This window comes from Georgenia faecalis, from assembly GCF_003710105.1.
Lineage (GTDB): Bacteria > Actinomycetota > Actinomycetes > Actinomycetales > Actinomycetaceae > Georgenia_A > Georgenia_A faecalis.
This window is the reverse complement of sequence record NZ_CP033325.1, coordinates 1022749-1035549: the sequence shown is the minus strand read 5'-3', so window position 1 is coordinate 1035549 and position 12801 is coordinate 1022749. Positions and strand designations below refer to the sequence as shown.

The 12801-nt window shown below is 77.1% G+C and carries 11 protein-coding genes; 1 reads left to right on the top strand and 10 read right to left on the bottom strand.

The window, feature by feature from the left end:
* Positions 1–156: 156 nt before the first annotated feature.
* The 6 genes from mutM to rsmD all read right to left on the bottom strand — a co-directional run bounded on the left by mutM (position 157) and on the right by rsmD (position 4246).
* The gene (gene mutM / locus EBO36_RS04415; protein WP_122823544.1) at positions 157–1107 is read right to left on the bottom strand and encodes a bifunctional DNA-formamidopyrimidine glycosylase/DNA-(apurinic or apyrimidinic site) lyase; all 951 of its coding nucleotides are present in this window, start codon (positions 1105–1107) and stop codon (positions 157–159) included.
* Positions 1100–1858 (bottom strand): ribonuclease III, encoded by a 759-nt coding sequence (gene rnc / locus EBO36_RS04410; RefSeq protein WP_122823543.1) that lies wholly within the window; start codon positions 1856–1858, stop codon positions 1100–1102. The genes mutM and rnc overlap by 8 nt, the downstream gene beginning before the upstream one ends.
* Positions 1858–2412, bottom strand: coding sequence for a YceD family protein (locus tag EBO36_RS04405; RefSeq protein WP_241237007.1), 555 nt, complete (start codon positions 2410–2412; stop codon positions 1858–1860). Before EBO36_RS04405 ends, rnc begins: the two co-directional genes overlap by 1 nt.
* A gap of 201 nt (positions 2413–2613) precedes the next feature.
* Positions 2614–3144, bottom strand: coding sequence for a hypothetical protein (locus tag EBO36_RS04400; protein ID WP_122823542.1), 531 nt, complete (start codon positions 3142–3144; stop codon positions 2614–2616).
* Positions 3141–3638 carry a pantetheine-phosphate adenylyltransferase gene (gene coaD, locus EBO36_RS04395; protein ID WP_122823541.1) on the bottom strand — a complete coding sequence of 166 codons (498 nt, stop codon included), beginning with the start codon at positions 3636–3638 and terminating at the stop codon, positions 3141–3143. The genes EBO36_RS04400 and coaD overlap by 4 nt, the downstream gene beginning before the upstream one ends.
* Positions 3635–4246, bottom strand: a complete 612-nt coding sequence (rsmD, locus tag EBO36_RS04390) for a 16S rRNA (guanine(966)-N(2))-methyltransferase RsmD (RefSeq protein ID WP_122823540.1) — start codon at positions 4244–4246, stop codon at positions 3635–3637. Before rsmD ends, coaD begins: the two co-directional genes overlap by 4 nt.
* 202 nt (positions 4247–4448) lie before the next feature.
* On the opposite strand from rsmD, the gene EBO36_RS04385 reads away from it, so the two are divergent.
* Positions 4449–6479, top strand: a complete 2031-nt coding sequence (locus tag EBO36_RS04385) for a serine hydrolase (protein ID WP_122823539.1) — start codon at positions 4449–4451, stop codon at positions 6477–6479.
* A gap of 100 nt (positions 6480–6579) precedes the next feature.
* Here EBO36_RS04385 and EBO36_RS04380 read toward each other — a convergent pair whose 3' ends face one another.
* The 4 genes from EBO36_RS04380 to EBO36_RS04365 form a co-directional block, all read right to left on the bottom strand.
* On the bottom strand, positions 6580–8157 hold the full coding sequence (locus EBO36_RS04380; protein WP_122823538.1) for a DUF6297 family protein: 1578 nt from the start codon (positions 8155–8157) through the stop codon (positions 6580–6582).
* A complete protein-coding gene (locus EBO36_RS04375; protein ID WP_122823537.1) occupies positions 8154–8828 on the bottom strand; it encodes an ABC transporter ATP-binding protein in 675 nt (224 codons plus the stop codon). The genes EBO36_RS04380 and EBO36_RS04375 overlap by 4 nt, the downstream gene beginning before the upstream one ends.
* Positions 8829–8926: 98 nt before the next feature.
* Positions 8927–11242 carry an ATP-dependent DNA helicase RecG gene (locus EBO36_RS04370; protein WP_122823536.1) on the bottom strand — a complete coding sequence of 772 codons (2316 nt, stop codon included), beginning with the start codon at positions 11240–11242 and terminating at the stop codon, positions 8927–8929.
* Positions 11239–12780 carry a DAK2 domain-containing protein gene (locus EBO36_RS04365; protein WP_164471342.1) on the bottom strand — a complete coding sequence of 514 codons (1542 nt, stop codon included), beginning with the start codon at positions 12778–12780 and terminating at the stop codon, positions 11239–11241. Before EBO36_RS04365 ends, EBO36_RS04370 begins: the two co-directional genes overlap by 4 nt.
* Between the last annotated feature and the right edge of the window lie 21 nt (positions 12781–12801).

Below are 12801 nucleotides of genomic sequence, written 5' to 3'. Positions count from 1 at the left end.
GCGCGGGGCGGCAGGCACGGGCTGGTCGGTAGGCACGCCCTGAGCCTACCGAGGCGCGGCCGCGACCCCCCGGCGGAGCGCGCTCCGGCGGTTCGCGACGGCGGTGCGTCCGGGCGCTCAGGCGCCGGAGGGGGGGCTCAGGCGCCGGAGGGGCGCTCAGGGGCCGGAGCCGCGCGGGGGCCGCTGGCAGCGCGGGCACAGCGTCGAGGACCGGTTCATGAAGTGCTCGCGCACCATGAGGGCGCCGCACCGCCGGCACGGCAGGCCGGCCCGGCCGTAGGCGTCCAGGGAGCGGGCGAAGTATCCGCTCGCCCCCTCGACGTCGACGTAGAGGGCGTCGAAGGAGGTGCCGCCGGCGGCGAGGGCGTCGCGCATCACCGCCTCCGCGGCGTCGAACAGCTCGCGCACCGTCGCCGGTCGCAGGCGGTCGGTGGGGCGGCGCGGGTGCAGGGCGGCCCGCCACAGCGCCTCGTCGGCGTAGATGTTGCCCACCCCGGAGACGAGCGTCTGGTCGAGGAGGGCCCGCTTGACCTCGGTCCGGCGGGTGCGCAGCCGCCGCGACGCCGCCGCCCGGTCGAGGCCGGGGTCGAGGAGGTCGCGGGCGATGTGGGCGACCGGCGCGGGCAGGGCCGGCACCGCGGAGCCGTGCCCGCCCGGCCCGCCGTCGGGGGTGGGGACGAGGTCGGTGAGGAGCACGTGCCCGAACGTGCGCTGGTCGACGAAGGACAGGCGGGCTCCGTCGGTGAAGTCCACCCGGACGCGCAGGTGGGCGTCGCCCCCGCTCACCGGGCGGACCATCGTCGGCACGGGGCCCACCGCCTCGGCGGGGGCAGCGCCGTCGGGGCGGGTGACGAGGAGCTGGCCGCTCATCCCCAGGTGGGCGAGGAGGGCGTCCCCGGCGCCGTCAAGGTCGAGCCACAGGTACTTGCCGCGGCGGACGGCGGCGGTGATGGTGCGCCCCGCCAGGCGGGCCGCGAGGTCGGCGCCCCCGCCGACGTGGTGACGGACGGCCCGCGGGTGCCGGACCTCCGCGCCGGCGACCGTCCGGCCGACGACGTGCGCCGCGAGCCCCGCCCGGACGGTCTCGACCTCGGGAAGCTCAGGCACGGTCCGCGGTGCCGGCCACGCCCGAGGCCCCGGCCGCGGGCTGCTCGGCGAGGAGCCGCTCGTAGGCGTCCTTGGCGGCCCGCTGCTCGGCGATCTTCTTCGACGTCCCCGCGCCGGTGCCGTACGGCTGCGCGCCGAGGGTGACGGTGGCGACGAAGCTGCGGGCGTGGTCCGGCCCGGAGCCCACCACGGCGTACGTCGGGCCGGGCTGCTCGTGGGCGGCGGCGAGCTCCTGCAGGCTCGTCTTCCAGTCCAGCCCGGCGCCCAGGGCGGCGGCGTGCCCGAGGAGGTCGGCGACGAGCCGCTCGACCATTCCCCGGGTGGGCTCGAGCCCGTGGCACAGGTAGGCGGCACCGATGAGAGCCTCCACCGTGTCGGAGAGGATGGAGTCCTTGTCCCGCCCCCCGGTGACGAGCTCGCCCCGGCCGAGGAGGACGAAGTCGCCCAGGCCCAGCTCCCGCGCCACCTGCGCGAGGGCGCGCTGGCTCACCGTCGCCGCCCGCATCTTGGCGAGGTCGCCCTCCGGAGTGTCCGGGTGGGCGCGGTAGAGGTGCTCGGTGACGATGATCCCGAGCACGGAGTCGCCGAGGAACTCCAGGCGCTCGTTCGTCGGGATGCCGCCCGCCTCGTGGGCGAAGGAACGGTGCGTGAGGGCGAGGACGAGGAGCTCGGGGTCGATCGTCAGGCCTAGCCGCTCGAGGAGGACGTCGACGTCGTCGCGGGCCTCCTGGACGGGGGCGCGCCGCGCCATCAGGCCTCGCGTCCCGCGCCGGGTGCCTTCTCGTCGTCGAGGAGGCCGGCGAGGGCCGACCAGCGCGGGTCGACGTCGTCGTGGCCGTGCCCCTCGGGCAGGTCGGCCATGCGCTCCCCGCACACCGGGCACAGGCCCGGGCAGTCCGGGGTGCACAGCGGCTGGAACGGCAGGGCGAGGACGACGGCGTCGCGCAGCGCCGGCTCGAGGTCGAGGAGGTCGCCCTCGAGCTCGGGCAGCTCCTCGGCGTCCTCGTCCCCCGCCTCGCGCGCGGCGTCCCGCTTGCCCGGGTAGAGGTAGAGCTCGCTGAGGTGGACCGTGAGCGGCTCGTCCACCTCGCCCAGGCACCGCACGCACTGCCCGGCGGCGCGCGTGCGCACCTCGCCGGAGACGAGGACGCCGTCCATGACGGACTCGAGGCGGAGGTCGAGGTCGACGTCGGACCCCACGGGCACGCCGATGACCTCGGTGCCGAAGTCCTCGGCGGCCGGGACGGTCCGCGCGAGCGGGATCATCGACCCGGGCCGGCGGCTGAGGTCGTGCGTGTTGATCACGAGGGGTGAACGAGCGTCCACGGTGTGGCTCCGAACGTAGTGCGGCGAGGCCGGCGCGGGAGGAGGGCCGGAGCCGTCCACGGCCGGCCGCACGATGGTAACCCGGGGCGCCCCGGCGCCGCGGGCGGGTGGTGGCGCAGCGGCCGGGCCCGGGACCGCGAACGGACCCGGGCCGGCCCTGGCTCAGTCCTGGGCCCGGTCCTAGGCCCGGTCCTGGGTGCGGTCCTGGGTGCGGTCCTGGGCGCGGGGGCCGACCCCGCGGCTGGCGAGCCGGTCGCGCCCGGCGCGGACCTGCGTGGCGATCGCCCCGAGGTCGATCTCGAACTGGGCGAGCTGGCGGTCGCAGTACTCGTCACCCTTGCGGGCGAGCTCGGCGGCGCGCGCCTCGGCCTCGGCGACGAGCTGCGCCGCGCGCTGCTCGGCGGCCGCGACGACGGCGTCGGAGGCGACCAGCCGCTCCGCCTCGGCGCGGGCCCGCGCGACGATGTCCGCCGCCTGCTCGCGCGCCTGGCTGAGCACGGCGTCGGCGCCGTGGAGGACGTCGTCGGCGGCGGAGATCTCGTCGGGCACGACCGAGCGGGCCGCGTCGAGCAGGTCGAGCGCCTCGGCGCGGTTGACGAGCACGGACGCGGACATGGGCATGGCGCGGGCCTGGCTGAGCATCTCGCTGAGCTCGTCGAGGATTGCGATGAGAGAGGTTCCGTCCTTGGTGGACGTGCTAGGCGTCGTCATGAGGTGGCTCCTGTGGTGGGGCGGGCGGGGAAGGCGGTGGCAAGGGCGGCGGCAACGCCGGGCGGGACGAGGTCGTCGACGCGGCCACCGTGCCGGGCGACGTCCTTGACGAGCGACGACGCGACGTGGGCGAGCGCGCCGTCACCGACGACGAACACGGTCTCCACGCCGGACAGGTGGCGGTTCATCAGGGCCATGGGGACCTCGGCGTCGACGTCCGCGGCGCCCCGCAGGCCCTTGACGATGGCGGTCGCGCCCACCTGGCGGCAGAAGTCGGCGAGCAGGCCGGGCACCGGCTCGACGCGCACGTCGAGGCCGGCGACGGCCTCGCGGGCGAGGGCGAGGCGCTGCTCGAGGTCGAACAGGGGGCTCTTGGCGGAGTTCCGGGCGACGCCGAGGACCACCTCGTCGAACATCGACCGCGCACGGCGGACGATGTCGACGTGGCCCAGCGTCACCGGGTCGAACGAGCCGGGGCAGACGGCCAGGCTCATCGGGGACCACCGGGCGGGACGGGCATGTCCTTCACGGTAGGCGCCCCGGCGTCCAGGGGCACGGAGGCGAAGCGCAGTGTCGTGTCGCCGTACCGGCGCTCGCCGTCGTCCTCCAGCGGCTCCGGCCAGGTGGTGGCCGGGGCGCGGCGGGCGGCCTCGAGGACGACCGTCGCCCCGGGCGCCAGCCACCCCTGGGCCAGGCGGTCGAGCGCCGCGGCGACCTCCTCGGGCGCAAGGTCGTAGGGCGGGTCGAGGAGGACGAGGTCGAACGGCTCGCCGGGCTCCCCGGCGAGGTACGTCGCCACCTTCGCCGGCACCACCTCGGTCACCGCCGCCAGCCCCACCTCCCGCGCGTTGCGCCGGCAGAGCTCCGCGGCCGCCCGGGCCACCTCGACGAGGACGACCGAGCGCGCCCCGCGGCTCGCGGCCTCGAGGCCGAGCGCGCCGGACCCGGCGAAGAGGTCGAGGACGCGGGCGCCGTCGACGGCCCCGGCATGCTCGAGCCGGGAGAAGAGGGCCTCGCGCACGCGCTCGCTCGTGGGCCGGGTGCCCGTCCGGGGGACGCGCAACGCACGCCCGCCGGCGGTGCCGGCGACGATCCGTGTCATCCGCCGAGCCTATCGACGCATCCTGGCAGCTCGCGCCGGGCCCGGCGCACGCGTGCGTGCCGGCGACATGTCGGGGCAACAGGGAGAAACGCCGCGGAAACGCCCGTCCGGTAGTACTCGCGAGACGACTCCCGCGCGGTCCGGCCCAGGCGAAAGGAACGACATCATGCGTCGACGAATGAGGCGGTTCACGAGAGCGGCCATGGCGGTGGCCGTGGGTGCGGTCACGGTCGCGGCCGCGGCGACCCCGGTGACGGCGGTCCCCGGCGGCGACTGGGAGGCCCTGCGCGCCGACCTGGACGCGGTGGTCGAGGAGGCCGCCACTGCGGGGGTGACCCTGAGCGTCTCGGTGACCGACCTCGCCGGAGGCGACGACGGGACCACGGTCCAGTCCGGTGAGGACGCGCGGCTCAAGGCGGCCAGCATCATCAAGCTCGCGCTGCTCGCCACGCTCATGGCCGACGTCGACGCCGGCGAGCTCTCGCTCGACCAGGTCGTCACGATCCCGGCCGGCGACCCCAACATCGTCGGGGGCTCAGGGACGCTGAGGGACCGGACGTTCCCGCTGGACATCACCGTGCGGGAGCTCGCCGAGCTCATGGTGCAGGTGAGCGACAACACCGCGACCAACGTCCTCATCGACGTCGCCGGCGGGTTCGACGCCGTCAACGACCACGTCCGGGACCTCGGCCTCGAGGACCTGCACCTCGGCCGCAAGATGATCCACCCCGCGTCCCCTCCCCTGGGGGAGAACTACATCACCGCGGCCGAGACCACCGAGCTCATCGCGCTCATCTGGCACGGGCAGATCCTCAGCCCCACGTCGAGCGAGTACATCGTCGACCTCATGCGCGGCCAGCTCGTCGACACCAAGTACGGGGCCGTCATCCCCCGCCCCCACCTGGCGAACAAGACCGGCGAGCTCGCCGACGTCTCCCACGACGCGGGGATCATCCTCCTCCCGGGCCGCGAGATCGCGCTCACCACCACCACGTCGTTCGGCAGCATCCCGCGCGCCGAGGCCGACGCCTTCGTGCAGGAGACCGCGCAGGTGGTCTACGACTTCGCGCGCATCACCGGCGACACCACGGCCGACCTCACCGCCATCGTCGAGCCGTACATCGCCCAGGCGGCGGAGAACGGCATCCGCGTGGCCGTGGGCTACAGCGACCTGACCGCGGAGGACGGGCGGCTCCTCCTCGGCTCCCCGGAGCCCTACAACCCCGCCAGCGTCATCAAGCTGTCCCTGCTGGCGACCGTGATGCGGCAGGCGGAACGCGGCCTGCTCGACCTCGACGCCCCCATCACCATCTCGCCCTACATGGTGGTCGGCGGCTCCGGGACGCTCCAGAACGAGGAGATGCCCTTCACCACGACGGTGCGCGAGGTGGCGCGACGGATGGTGGTCGTCAGCGACAACACGGCGACCAACGTGCTGCTCTACTACACGGGCATCCCCACCACCCAGGCCCTCCTCGACGACCTCGGTCTGGAGGTCATGCGGTTCAACCGGCAGATGTTCCCCGGTGACCTCATCGACTCCCCGCCGAACGTCATCGACGCCGCCGACACCCTCACGCTGCTCGAGGAGATGTACCGGGGGGACCTCCTCACCACCGCCTCCCGCGACCAGATCCTCACCTGGATGAGCCAGCAGGAGGTCGACACGAAGTTCGGCGCCGTGCTGGGTGACAAGCCGATCGCCCACAAGACCGGGGAGACCGGCAACGTCACCCACGACACGGGCTACTTCCTCGTCCCGGGCCACGAGTCGGCCGTCGTCGTCCTCACGGAGGTCACCGACTCCCCCAGCTTCGAGGAGACCCAGCGGATCGGGAACCCCGTCGTGCAGGACATCGGGCTCGCGATCTACGACTACCTCGACGCCCTGCCGGACGCGGACGGTCCGACCGTTCCGGAGGAGCCGAGCGAGGAGCCCAGCGAGCAGCCGACGACGGTCGTCCCCACGGCCGGCCCGACGGGTGCACCGAGCGGCGAACCGACGGCCCCCGGCACGGACCCGACCACGCCGGGCACGCCTTCGACCACCTCGCCCGGGAGCCCCGCGCCGGGCGCCCCGGGCCCGGGAGCGGGCGGCACGGGCGGCACGGGCGGCTCGGGGAGCACTCTCCCGAGCACCGGCGTCCCCGTCGCCGCCGCGGCCGTGCCCGCACTGCTGCTGGCCGCGGCCGGCGCGCTCGCCGCCCGGAGGAGGCAGACGGCGTCCCGCTGACCCGCGCCACCAGGCGCTGCGCTCCTGGTCCCGCTCCCCGGGCGGGCACCCGTCGGCACGGTCCGGCGGGTGCCCGCCCGGCGCCGGTCCGGCGCTCGCGCTACGCGTCCGCCCCAGGACGAGGGCCCGTCTCACCCGCGCGCGCCGGCGGCTTGGGGACGTGCGCCGCCACCGCGAGGACGACGGCGGTGAGGACCGCCTGGACGGCGAGGAGCAGCGGCGGGGCCGTCCCGACGAGCAGCGCGACGGCGACCGGGGCGGCGCCGAGGATGGCGACGTCGGGCCCCTTGAGGGCGAACGAGCTCATCCCGGGCGGGAACGCGCCCATCGGGGTGATGACGAGCGGGCCGGACCAGTCCGGCGCCGCGCGGTAGGCGGAGCGGTGGACGCCGGCCGCCCACACGGGCGCGCTGAGCACCGCCAGGGCGAGCCAGGGTCCGGCGTCGCCGTAGCGCCAGGCCACCGCGGCGAACACGGCCAGCGACCAGAGGACCATGGTCGCCGTCGGCACGGCGAGGCGCCACCACCGCACGGCGCGGGCGGACAGCGGGAGGATCGCGTCGACCACCGGGGCCATCTCCGCCCAGCGCGCCCCCTCGGCGGTGCCGAGCGCCGCCACCCACGCCCCGACGAGGAGCGCGGCGAGGAGGGCCGACGGCGCCGGCGCGGCGACGAGCAGCGCGGCGAGCGGCAGGCACGCCCCCACGGCGAGCTGGACGACGTGCCGCGTGGACCGCGCCAGGAGGAGGGCGTCGGCGGTGACGAGCGCGAGGCCCGGGCGCCGGCGCGCGCCGCGCAGCCACCGCAGGCGCGCGGACCGCGAGCGCTGCGCGGGGGTGGCCTCCTGGCTGAGCGCGCGCCCGAGCTCGCGGGTGTCCATGGACAGGGCGGCCCCGCGCAGCTGGCCGGTCACCGCCCCGCGCTCGCGCAGCTCGGCGTCGCGCAGGTCCGGGAGCCGGCGCAGCATCACCACGACGGCCATGCCCGCGAGGACGGCGACGACGGCCGCGGAGACGACGGGCGCCCCGAGGAGCCGCGGCGGCGCCGTCGGCACGAGGCCGAGCACCAGGGCCCCCACCGGGACGAGCGCGAGGAGCGTGTCGGATGCCCGCATCATGAGGCGTCGCCCGCGCCGCCGGGCCTGGGCCAGGCCCAGCACGGCCCCCAGGGCCACGCCGACGCCGGCGCCGAGGACCCCCGTCACCGCGACGAGGAGCACCGTGGGCGACGGCGCGAGGGCGAGGGCGAGGAGGAGCCCGCCGAGCGCCCCGGTGGCGCCCGCGAACCCGGGCCAGCGCAGGGCGGCCGGGGTGAGGAGGGAGCGGCGGTCACCGGGCAGCGGCAGCCACCACCCCGACTCGGCAGACCCGAGCGAGACCGGCCCGAGCCGGCCCAGGAGCCCGGCCACCGCGGCGAGCGCGGCGACGGCCGCGAGGACGCTCACCCACCGGACGTCGAGGTGGGCCTGCGTCACGGGCTCCCGGCCGGCGACGTCGGCGCCGAGCCGGGCGGCCACCCCCGCGACGATGGCGCCGGTCACCGCGAGGGTGAGGATCACGGTGTAGACGTCCCCGAGCAGGTCGCTCACCGACGTGGAGCTGCGGTGCCGCTCGAAGCGCCGGGTCCACCGGCGCATCGCCCGCCCCGACGGGACCCGCACGGGGGCGTCGGCGCTCACAGCGCCTCGATGGCGGCCGCCCCGGCCTCGGGGGCGAGGTGGCGGATGCCGTCCTCGTGCAGGAGGACGACGGCGGTCGCGGCGCCGGCCACGACGACGGGGTCGTGGGTGGCGACGAGCACCGCTCCCCCGTCCTCGCGCTCCTCGACGAGCCGGTCGGTGAGCCGGTTGCGCATCCCGGAGTCGAGCCGCTGCTCGGGCTCGTCGAGGACGAGGAGGGAGCGCGGGCGGGCGAACGCGGCGGCCAGGAGGACCCGCCGCCGCTGGCCGGAGGAGAGGGCGGAGGGCAGGGCGTCCGCGCGGTCGGTGAGGCCGAACTCCTCGACGAGGTCGTCGACGACGCCGTCGGCGTCGTCGACGCCGTGCCCGTAGGCGACGAGGCGGAGGTGCTCGGTGACGGTGAGGGCGGGGAAGAACGCGTCGTCGCCGAGGACGCTGGCCACCGCGGCCCGGAACTCCACGGTCCGCGGGTCGGCGGGGGCGCCCAGCAGGTCCACGGTCCCGGCCAGCGGCTCCTGGAGCCCGACGACGGTGCGCAGCAGCGTCGACTTGCCGGTGCCGTTGGCCCCGATGACCGCGATCGCCTCCCCGGGGGCGACGGTGAGGGTGACGGGCGCGCACACCGGCCCCGCCCCGTAGCCGACGGACAGGTCACGGGCGTTGACGAGCATGGCGCGCAGGCTATCGGGCCGGGTACCGGCGGGGTTCGGCGTTCCGGCTGGCGTTCCGGCGGGCGGCACGACGCGGGGGACGACGGCAGGCCCGCCCCTCACGTCCGGTCGAGGAACTCCGCCCGCTCGGGGTCGAGCTGCTCGGCGATGGTGCGGGCGAGCACCGGGTAGGCGGCCAGGGTGGGGTCGGCATCGACGAGGGCCCGCGCCTCGCCCCGCGCGGCGTCGATGATGTCGGCGTCCTCGAGCACCCGCAGGAGGCGCAGCGAGCTGCCACGGCCGGACTGCGCGGCCCCGAGCACGTCGCCCTCGCGGCGCTGGGCGAGGTCGACCCGCGCGAGCTCGAAGCCGTCCGTCGTCGCGGCGAAGGCCTCGAGCCGCTCCATCGCCGGGGACCCGGGCGGCGCCGACGTCACCGCCAGGCACGTCCCGGGCCGCGTGCCCCGGCCGATCCGGCCGCGGAGCTGGTGGAGCTGGGAGAGCCCGAACCGGTCGGCGTCGAGGATGATCATGATCGTGGCGTCGGGCACGTCGACGCCCACCTCGATGACCGTGGTCGTCACGAGGACGGGCACCGCACCCCCGGCGAACGCCGCCATCGTCGCGTCGCGCTCGTCCGCGGGCAGGCGGCCGTGGAGCTCACCCACCGGGACGCCGGCGAGCAGCGGCATGGCGCGCAGCCGCGCGGCGATGTCGTCGACGGCGGCCAGCGGGCGGGGCGGGGGGCCGGCCGCGCGGGCCGTGCCGTCGCCGCGCGCGCCGCGCGCACCGCCGCCCGCGTCCCCGGCGCCGTCCTCGTCCGGGACGTCCTCGGTGAGGTCGGTGCCCGGCTCGACGGCGTCGTCCGCCGCGGTGATCCGCGGGCACAGGACGAAGCCGCGGGCGCCGTCGTCGACCTGCTCCCGCAGCCGCTGCCAGGCCCGCTCCAGCCACCCGGGCCTGCCGAGCGGCACGAGGTGGGTGCGCACGCCGGCCCGGCCGGCCGGGACCTCGCGCAGCGTGGAGATCTCCAGGTCCCCGAAGACCGTCATGGCCACCGTGCGCGGGATGGGGGTCGCCGTCATGACGAGCAGGTGCGGCGCGTGCATGGCCTTGGCCCGCAGGGCGTCACGCTGCTCGACGCCGAAGCGGTGCTGCTCGTCGACGACGACGAGACCGAGGTCGGCGAACTGCACCCCCTGCGAGAGCAGGGCGTGGGTGCCGACGACGATGCCCGCCTCCCCCGAGGCCGCCTGGGCGAGCGCCGCGCGCCGGGCCGGGGCCGACAGCGAGCCGGTGACGAGGGTGACGCGGGTCGCGCGGTCGGCGCCGCCGAGCATCCCCGCCTCGGCCAGCGGGCCGAGCATCGCGCTGATGGTCCGCGCGTGCTGGGCGGCGAGCACCTCGGTGGGGGCGAGCAGGGCCGCCTGGCCGCCCGCGTCGACGACCTGGAGCATGGCGCGCAGGGCGACGACCGTCTTACCGGAGCCCACCTCGCCCTGGAGCATCCGCTGCATCGGCCACGTGCGCGCGAGCTCCGCGGCCACCGTCGCGCCGACCTCCTGCTGCCCGGCGGTGAGGCTGAAGGGCAGCCGCGCGTCGAAGGCGTCGAGGATGCCGCCGGGGCGCGGCGCGCGGGCGGTCGCGGGCTGGGCGCGCGCCTCGGCACGGCGCTGCGCGAGCGCCGCCTGGAGGACGAAGGCCTCCTCGAAGCGCAGCCGCTCCTGTCCCGCCTGCCAGTCCTCGGCGGTGCGGGGGGCGTGGACCAGGCGCAGGGTCTCCAGCAGCCCGGGCAGCCCGCGCTCGGCGCGGACCGCCTCGGGGAGCGGGTCCGGCACGTCCTCCTCGCGCAGGGTGTCGAGCACCGTCTCGACGGCGGCCCGGATGCCCCAGGAGGGGATCGCCCCGCTCGCCGGGTAGATGGGGGTGGGCAGCGTCGCCCGCTCCGCGGCGCGGGTGCGCTCCTCGGCATCCTCGGGGAAGAGGTAGTCCGGGTGGGTGAGCTGCCGCTTGCCGCGGAACTCCCCGATCGTGCCGGTGAACAGCCCGGTGCGCCCGGGCCGGAGCATGTGCTCCCGGTGGGCGAGGATCCCCCGGTTCTTGCCGAAGAAGGTGAGGTCGAGGTCCCGGTGCCCGTCGGTGATGACGGCGCTGAGGATGAACCCCGACTTGCCGCGCATGGGCCGGATGCCCGTGCTCTTGGTCCGCGCGAAGACGGTGACGTGGTCGCCGACCGGCAGGTCGGCGAGGTCGGTGAGGCGGCTGGGGTCGTCGTAGCGGCGGGGGTAGTGGCGCAGGAGGTCCCCGACGGTCTCCAGGCCCAGCTTGGCGAGGGCGGTGGCGGTCTTGGTCCCGACGACGGCCCGCAGCGGCTCGGCGAGCCGGTCCCGGCCGTGGGAGCCGGGCGTGAGGCCGGCGGCCGACGGGGCGGTCACTGCGCCCCCAGCAGCACGTCGGGCCGCACCTGCCCGCCGTCGAGCACGACGACCTCAGCGTCGGGGGCCGCGGCCGCCACCGCGGCGCGGACCCGCTCGACGACCGCGGGGGCGGCGAGCGCCGCGGCGCCGAGGACCACGGTGACGACGTCGTCCCCGGGGCGCACGAGCCGCGACACCGCGGCCTCGGCGTCGCCGAGGTCGACGGCGAGGGTCCGGGCGGCCGCGCACCGGTCCTCCAGGCCCGCGGCCTGCTCCCCCGCCGCCTGCCCCACGACGCGTTCGGCCACCGCGGCGAGGACGTCGAGCTCGTTGCGGGTGGCCACCACCCGCACGCGCGGGCGGGCGAGGGCGAGGGCGGCGCGCTCCTGACCCGCCCCGGCGGCCGCGGCGACGGCGGCGGACTCGGCGTCGCAGGGCAGGACGAGGACCTCCCGGGCGCCGGTGTCCACCACCGCGCGGGCGATCCCGGCCGCGTCCGGGTGGAGGACGACGGCCGCGCCCGCCCGGGCGAGCGGCTCGACCAGCCCGGGCGCGCGGGTGCACGCGACGACTCCGGCGCCGTCGACCGTGCCCGCGAGCGCGCGCACGCAGATCTGCTCCATGGTCCCGGGGACGGCGAGGGCGCCCAGGGGGTCGTCGGTGTGGACGTGGACGTGCCACAACCCCTCCCCCGGCCCGTTCTCGCCCCCGACGACGGCGACGGACGTCCCCACGGCCCGCAGACGCTCGCGCAGGCCGGCGGCGTCGTCGGCGCCGGCCGTGAGGACGTACATCACCTCGAGGTCGCCGCCGCCGACGACGCCGTGGTGGCCGTTCCTGGACGCTCCCAGGTGCGGGCCGCGGCCGGCCGCGGCCTCGGCGCGGGCGCCGAGGGTGGCGCGGGCGAGCCGCGCGCGGGCCGCGGGGCCGGGGTCCTCGCCGCCGACGACGAGGGCGAGGGAGGCGAGCAGGACGACGAACGCCGCGGCACCGGCGTCGACCCCCTCGCCGTCGAGCGTGGGCGCGGACTCGTGGGGCCGACCGAGGGTGGCGAGGGCCGCCGCCGTGGCGGTCGCGACGACGTCCCCCAGCGGGGCGCCGGGCGGCAGGGCCCGGGCGGCGGCCGCGGCGGCGTCCGCGGTGGTGAGGATCGTCCCCTCGACGGGGTCCGCCACGGCGGCCCGGGCGCCGCGGGCGAGGGCGCCGAGGACGTCGGTGAGACCGGCGGCGTCGAGGTGGGACCGGCCCCGCACCTCCTCGGCGACGGCGCGGATCGCCTGGCTGAGGATGATCCCGGAGTTCCCGCGGGCGCCGTACAGCGCCCCGCGCGCGGCCGCCGCGGCGAGCGCGCCGAGGCCGGCGTCGGGACCCGCGTCGCGGGCCGCAGCGGCCGCCCCGGCGAGCGTGAGGACCATGTTCGTGCCGGTGTCGGAGTCCGGCACCGGGAAGAGGTTGAGGACGTCCACCTCCTCGCGGACGCTGACGAGCGAGCGCAGGGCGTGCTCGAACCACCGCCGCAGGGCGGGGGCGTCGATCCCCTCGAGCGCCTCGCTCACGTGCCACCGTCCTCTCGTTCG

What these genes read in the sequence shown, in the direction of transcription:
- EBO36_RS04385 (WP_122823539.1), top strand. Translation starts at nt 4,449, where the DNA reads ATGGCGGTGGCCGTGGGTGCGGTCACGGTCGCGGCCGCGGCGACCCCG.
- rsmD (WP_122823540.1), bottom strand. Translation starts at nt 4,246, where the DNA reads ATGACACGGATCGTCGCCGGCACCGCCGGCGGGCGTGCGTTGCGCGTC.
- EBO36_RS04375 (WP_122823537.1), bottom strand. Translation starts at nt 8,828, where the DNA reads ATGCTCGTCAACGCCCGTGACCTGTCCGTCGGCTACGGGGCGGGGCCG.
- rnc (WP_122823543.1), bottom strand. Translation starts at nt 1,858, where the DNA reads ATGGCGCGGCGCGCCCCCGTCCAGGAGGCCCGCGACGACGTCGACGTC.
- EBO36_RS04400 (WP_122823542.1), bottom strand. Translation starts at nt 3,144, where the DNA reads ATGACGACGCCTAGCACGTCCACCAAGGACGGAACCTCTCTCATCGCA.
- coaD (WP_122823541.1), bottom strand. Translation starts at nt 3,638, where the DNA reads ATGAGCCTGGCCGTCTGCCCCGGCTCGTTCGACCCGGTGACGCTGGGC.